A 6,872-nucleotide genomic window follows, 5' to 3' on the forward strand; every position below is an offset into this window, starting at 1 on the left:
TCCGACTTAAGGTCGGATTTTTTTATTGCGATTAATTAAACCTTTTACGCTTTAGCGGCATACAGCGCCTTACGCTCAGAGTCCGATAAAAAGGCCATTTCAACGCCGTTACGTTGCACCTGAGCAAGCTCGGCATCGGTTAACTTGAGTTCCGACTTAGCAATACGATACTCATGCTTAATATCGATAGCGCTCACGCCCGGATCATCGGTATTAAGGTTAATGAGTACTCCGGCATCCATAAAGGTTCTGAAGGGATGTTCAGCATATGAAGCCACTGTCGATGTATGCAAGTTACTGGTTGGGCAAGACTCGATGCCAATACTGTGCTTAGCGAGATATTCCATCAGCTTAGGATCGTGAATCGCGTTCACCCCATGACCAATTCGCGTCGCACCAAGCTCTTGAATCGCTTGCCACATACTCTGTGACCCAGCGGCTTCACCAGCGTGAGCGGTAATCGCCAGACCAGCATCACGCACACGTTTAAAGTGATCGTTAAATAACTCGCCTGGGAAACCCAATTCATCACCGGCTAAGTCCATAGCCACGAGGTGTTGTTTATGGGCGAGTAAGCCTTCCAGTTCTTGAGTACAAGCGGCTTGGCCAAATGAACGTGACATAATACCAATCAAATTGATCTTCACGTTATAGTCTTTTAAGCCCGCTTTAACGCCGTCGATCACCGCCTCAACTACGCCTTCAATCGGTAACTTATGGTTCATCGCCATATAGTAAGGACTAAAACGTAACTCGGCGTAATCTAAGCCAGATAACGCCGCATCGGCGACGTTTTCATAGGCCACGCGTTTAACCGCATCCAAATCTGCGAGTACGGCAACCATCCAATCGAGCTTCTTTAAGAAGGCGACTAGGCTAGTTTCTTTCCCCTGAATTTGCACAAAAGGTGCGAGCGTTGCTAAAGAATCGGCAGGTAGCGCAATGCCGTGTTGGTGTCCTAGCTCCCAAATGGTGTTCACTCGCACGTTACCGTCTAGGTGACGATGCAGATCCACCAATGGAATGGATGTATCAATCATAATTAACCCCTATTTGAACTACCCAGCCAATGCTTTTGTTATTTGGTCGCGGGCGGACACTAAGTTTAACACGCATTTTTAGGGGCATTTATGAGTCAAAGGTATTTAAATTCACATTCAGTCACAATTCCGCTTAATATCCACACAAGGAACTGCCGTATTCATCAGGCATAATGACTTCAATAACAACGAAAATATCAGAGATCGACTATGCATAAACTCTTAACCCCCAGTTTATTGATATGCGCATTGAGCGCCTGCAGTGCCTCTCAAACCACAAAAAATAGTCAAACCGCTGCGCCACAGGCAATATCGGCAACGCAATCGCAAGTTGAGCCCATTGCTCCCGCGCTACAGGCGATTATCGACCAAAGCTGGCAATTACAGCTCAGTGCTAGTCCAGAGATGGCCTATGGCATGGGGGACAAGAGTGCCGCAGGAAAGCTTCAAGATCTTTCTCCCGAAGCCTTAACCAAACTCAATCAAGGCCAAATCGCAGTGTTAGCGCAGCTCAAGGCACTCGACCGCAGCAGCTTGAATAAAGAAGATAAGATTAACGCTCAAATACTGGAAGATCAGATCCAAAACGATGTCGACCTGTATCGCTTTAAAGATTATTACTTGCCCATTACGGCGGAAAGCGGCTTCCACGCTTATATCACGTCAATCGCACAGGGAAGATTCAACACCCTTGAGGATTACCGCAACTATATTACCAAACTCAATGCACTCCCGACCTATTTCGCCCAGCAAACTCATTGGCTAAAACAAGGATTAGCCGAGGGAATAACGCCGCCTAAAGTGACACTCACTGGTTTTGAAGACAGTATCAGTGCTTATATAGTCCCAGTCGAAAAGAGCGGTTATTTCAAACCTTTTACGCAATATCCCAGCTATTTCACTGAGGCACAAAAAACTCAGTTGACTCAAGAAGGTCGAGCCTTAGTCGAGCAAAAAGTTCTGCCGTTATACCAAAACTTCTATGATTTTATGACCAAAGAGTACATTCCCAATGCGCGGGAAAATATCGCGGCCAGTAGCTTGCCGAACGGTACTGAGTTTTATGAGAATCGGGTGCGTTACTATACGACCTTGAATATGACGTCAACAGAAGTGCATGAACTTGGCTTAAAAGAAGTTAAGCGTATCCGCCAAGAGATGGAGCAAATCATCAAGTCCGTCGGCTTTAAAGGCAGCTTTGCCGACTTCTTACATTTCCTGCGGACCGATCCGCAGTTCTACACCACCAGTGCCGCTCAGCTACTCAAGGAAGCGGCATTTGTTGCTAAAAAAGCCGATGCTATGCTGCCTAAGTACTTCGGCAAACTACCCCGTAAACCCTATGGTATAGCGCCAGTGCCCGCCGAAATTGCGCCGAAATACACCACAGGACGATATTCAGGATCGAACAGCGATGATGAACCCGGTTACTACTGGGTCAACACTTATGCATTGGATAAGCGCCCACTCTACGAGTTAGAAGCCTTAACCTTGCACGAAGCCGTACCCGGCCATCATCTGCAAATTTCATTCAACTCTGAGCTAACCTCACTCCCCGACTTCCGTCGTTATGGTTATATCTCAGCCTTCGGTGAAGGCTGGGGTCTGTATTGCGAATACTTAGGTTTAGAGGCCGGTTTCTACCAAGATCCCTACAGTAACTTTGGCCGCTTAACCTATGAAATGTGGCGTGCGGCGCGTTTAGTCGTAGACACGGGCATGCATGCCCAAGGGTGGAGTCGTCAACAAGCCATCGACTTTATGGCCAGCAATACCGCGCTATCACTGCATAATGTCACGACCGAAATTGACCGTTATATTTCCTGGCCAGGACAAGCCTTGTCTTACAAGATTGGCGAGTTAACGATCAAGCGGTTACGTGCAAAAGCACAGCAGGAACTCGGCGACAAGTTTGATATTCGCGCCTTCCACGATGCCGTGCTTGAAAACGGCTCTGTCCCCATGCAGATACTCGAAGGGCAGATTGATGACTTTATAGCAACTCAAAAAGCCAAGTCATAAAACTAGCAGCATAGGAGTCTGCATTTTCAGACTCCTATGCTTCTCTGTTACACTCTAGCAAACCCTTTTGCCAAGATATGTGCACAGCGAATGAGCCAAGCTACCCCTGTATTTTCAACCGAACACGATTTAAATACCTCAGAGCAACAAGCCTTCTGGAAAAGCGTTGTTCAAGACACGCTGATCACAGCCGATGGCATCACGCTGGCCTATATGATGGTCAAACATCCCCAAGCTCATACCGCAATCGTTCTCAGTAGTGGCCGAGTTGAATCCTATTTAAAGTATCAAGAATTAGTCTTCGACTTGTACCAACAGGGTTACTCTGTTTATGCCATAGATCATCGCGGCCAAGGGCTGTCGGATCGCATGACAGTCAATCCACACATGGGTCATGTGCGAAGATTCAATGATTATATTGATGATTTTGCACTGTTTATGCAAAAGAAAGTGTTACCACAAAACGACAAACAGCTCATGCTACTTGGCCATTCAATGGGTGGCGCGATTGGCACTTTATATCTCAAACAACATCCCGATATTTTCACTGCGGCGGCATTTTCAGCACCCATGTATGGCATCAAACTGCCAATGCCAAAGGGATTTGTTCGTTGGTTGGCAAGCAAGCTAGATACCAGCCTTAATGGTGGTGAGCCTAACTTTGTACTCAGTGGACAAAATTATAACGCCATGCCGTTTAAAGGGAATGACTTAACCCACAGCCAGACAAGGTATCAAGCCTATAGGGAATTATATGAAGCAGCCCCTAAACTCCAACTCGGCTCGCCGACCAATCACTGGCTAACTGAGTCTTTAGATGCGGCGGATTCCTGCGTACTGGCAACGGCGCAAATTCGTACTCCCATACTGATCCTGCAAGCGAGTGAAGATAAAATTGTTGATAATGCAGCCCAGAACCTTGCCGTAAGCACTCATTGCCAATTGAAGGTGATACCAGGGGCTGCCCATGAAATTTTTATGGAAAAAGACACCTATCGAAATCAGGCCCTAAATTATGCACTCGATTTCTTTACACGCTATGCAGTAAAGGACGGGGACAAACAAGCTGTTTAAAATCAGTGAAATTGAGTGGGCGGCTAAAACAATAGCCTTGATAAGCATGACAACCAAGGGCAGCAAAAACCTGTTGCTGCTTAACCGATTCAATCCCTTTCGCCACTAATTGTATCTCAAATGCCTGTAGCGACTGGATTAAAGCACTTTGCCACAGCGATGAGGCCATAGCCTCGCAGTTGATATCTAGTTTCACTGCACTTACTGGATATTTCATTAGACTACTTAAAGCGCTTTGACCCACACCAAAGCTATCTAAGATAATGGGTACTCCTGCGGCAGACAATTTAGTAATACGTTCATTCACAAAGGTTTCTTGCATCAATAATGTCGTTTCAGTGAGTTCAATACCCAATTGATTCGCATCAAGAGCATAAGTACTAACCAACTCCAATAAATGCTCGATAAAACCAACTTGGCAAAACGATAATGAGCTAATGTTGATTGTCATCCGTGGCAACACTAGGCCTTGGCCTTTCGCTTGCTGCAGTAACAGGCAGGCTCGTCTAAAGACGCTCAGATCTAAGGCTGCAATTAAACCGCTACGCTCAGCAAGAAGAATAAATTTGGCTGGTGAGATAACTTCGCCATTGGCCAGATACCAACGGGATAATATTTCCGCAGAAATAATATCCCCATTCACATCAACAACTGGCTGGAACATCAATGACAACTTATCTTGCTCTATCGCAATCTTCAGTTCTTGCTGCAGGAGTTCATCATGACTTTGACGTTTATCTAAACCTGCATGATAGAAAGCACAACCCGCTTGCTCCTGTAGCTTAGCTGTTTGTTTCGCGAGTTTTGCGCGGTGTAACACGGTAGAAGGTTCTAAGGTTTCAACACTATCGAGCAAATAAATCCCCACATTGGCATTCAGTTCGAAATGATGTTCCGCATAATGGAAAGGACGGGCTATGATTTGCCTTAGTTCTGTCGCCAAAGCCAAGCCACGGCGCCCCGCCATTTCAGCATCGATACCCAACTCTTTGGAAAGCAGAACAAAACGTCCCGCCTCCAAATGACCAACGATAATGTTCTCAGTAAAATAGCTCGACAATCGTGCACCGAGCTGGGCAAATAACCGCTCAAGCTCATGTGGTGTAAGGGAGTCAGTCACCCCAAAGCACTCAACTTCAACAAAGAAAAATCCTCCCCAATAGCCCGAGCTATTTCTTTGAATAAGGAATTGAGACAAACGCTCCATAAATGTTGCGGGTAACATTCGGTGCCCCGCAACAGAATTTTCAACTAGCTGGGCGATGGCAGCATGGTTCTTCTCACTCTCAGAGACATCCACATGAATACCTATCATGCGTGTCGGACGCCCTTGATGATCCCAATCGACTAGCATGCCACGATCGAGCACCCACACATAATGACCATCCCTGTGCTTAAGTCGATGAACACTCTCAAACTCTTTACTCTTACCACTCAAATATTCCTGCAAGCAATCTAAAACCGCTTGTCGGTCCTCAGGGTGTAAACGCGTCTCCCAAATCTGGAAAGAACCTTCAAGCTCATCCGGCGCATAACCAATCATCTCCTTCCAACGATCGGAGAGAAATACCTGACCCGTACCTATATCCCAATCCCAAATACCATTACGTGAACCTTCCACTGCAAATAGCCAACGCTGTTCGCTATCATTCAATTGCTTAACTGCACGACCTAAACGTTCATGAACCAGTTGCAAGATAGATTGCAGGGATAATACCTCCGCCGAACTCCAAGGTATTTGAGTCGAAAATGCCGCTGTCCCGACCTGTTTAGCCGTCTCACTCAACATTTTGAATGGACGGATCAATAGGTAATAAAGAATTAGCGTAAAACCTATCAGCAACAGACCACCCAGCCCCCAGACACGGATAAAACGTTGCTGTAATTTGGCAGAAGCTTCAGAAACTAAGGGAGCAAGATCGGATTCAAGATAGATCAACTCAACAGCACCAGGATATTGAGGCACTACCGGATAATAAGCTTGAATAGTTAACCGTTCGAGATTGACGGATATCTGTTGCAGGGAAGATTGCACAACGGCATGGTGTTTCATTACATCATAGCCATCAATCACTTGGATAGCATTACTATCACGCCAGACAGTATGATTAGCGAAACGAATCCGACTATCCGCATCGACTAAAATATACACCATAGTGCTCATATCCAGCGCAGCCAAGGAGACTTCCTGCTCAATACGCTCCACATCCTGTAAAGCTTGTGCCGATTGCACAACCGTCTGCATTCTGAATAGCTGTTGCTTAATCTGATTCACCTGACGCTCGGCAAGCTCACCACGAACTTGATCATTCTCATACAGATACTCACCAACGACTAACACTAAATAAAGTGTCAGCATACACAGTGGGATCAATATCGCGAGAGAAAGTTTACGAAGCATCGGTGCCCGGCAACCTTTAATAAAATGATGAATAGCCCTGTATGCTAGCGGGAAAAGCGTTACTAAGCAAAAGGACTTAATTGAAACCTATAGCAATCTTCAACAAAATATTGAAATGTTGCTGAAGCATTAGAATATAAAAATAGAATAATAATGGATTTCAAGAAATTGCAGTTCAAATATAAAAATCACAGATGCAAAAAAGCCAGCTTATTCAGCTGGCTTCGTTACATCTCTACGAGATAATTAGGCGCTTGGCGATGACCTACTCTCACATGGGGAGACCCCACACTACCATCGGCGCGATTGCGTTTCACTTCTGAGTTCGGGATGGG

General features: G+C 45.8%; 4 protein-coding genes. 2 read left to right on the top strand and 2 right to left on the bottom strand.

What is annotated here, in order from left to right:
* Positions 1-44: 44 nt before the first annotated feature.
* Positions 45-1,040 carry an adenosine deaminase gene (gene add / locus COW15_RS14030; protein WP_293633144.1) on the bottom strand — a complete coding sequence of 332 codons (996 nt, stop codon included), beginning with the start codon at positions 1,038-1,040 and terminating at the stop codon, positions 45-47.
* A 210-nt stretch (positions 1,041-1,250) separates the two neighbouring features.
* On the opposite strand from add, the gene COW15_RS14035 reads away from it, so the two are divergent.
* Positions 1,251-3,062 carry a DUF885 domain-containing protein gene (locus COW15_RS14035; protein ID WP_293633145.1) on the top strand — a complete coding sequence of 604 codons (1,812 nt, stop codon included), beginning with the start codon at positions 1,251-1,253 and terminating at the stop codon, positions 3,060-3,062.
* A 90-nt stretch (positions 3,063-3,152) separates the two neighbouring features.
* Positions 3,153-4,136: an alpha/beta fold hydrolase gene (locus COW15_RS14040; protein WP_293633146.1), complete on the top strand. Its 984-nt coding sequence runs from the start codon at positions 3,153-3,155 to the stop codon at positions 4,134-4,136.
* On the opposite strand, the gene COW15_RS14045 is transcribed toward COW15_RS14040, so the two are convergent.
* Positions 4,093-6,537, bottom strand: a complete 2,445-nt coding sequence (locus tag COW15_RS14045) for an EAL domain-containing protein (RefSeq protein WP_293633147.1) — start codon at positions 6,535-6,537, stop codon at positions 4,093-4,095. The genes COW15_RS14040 and COW15_RS14045 overlap by 44 nt on opposite strands.
* Positions 6,538-6,872: the final 335 nt, after the last annotated feature.

It is taken from the genome of Shewanella sp. CG12_big_fil_rev_8_21_14_0_65_47_15 (assembly GCF_002783505.1).
Lineage (GTDB): Bacteria > Pseudomonadota > Gammaproteobacteria > Enterobacterales > Shewanellaceae > Shewanella.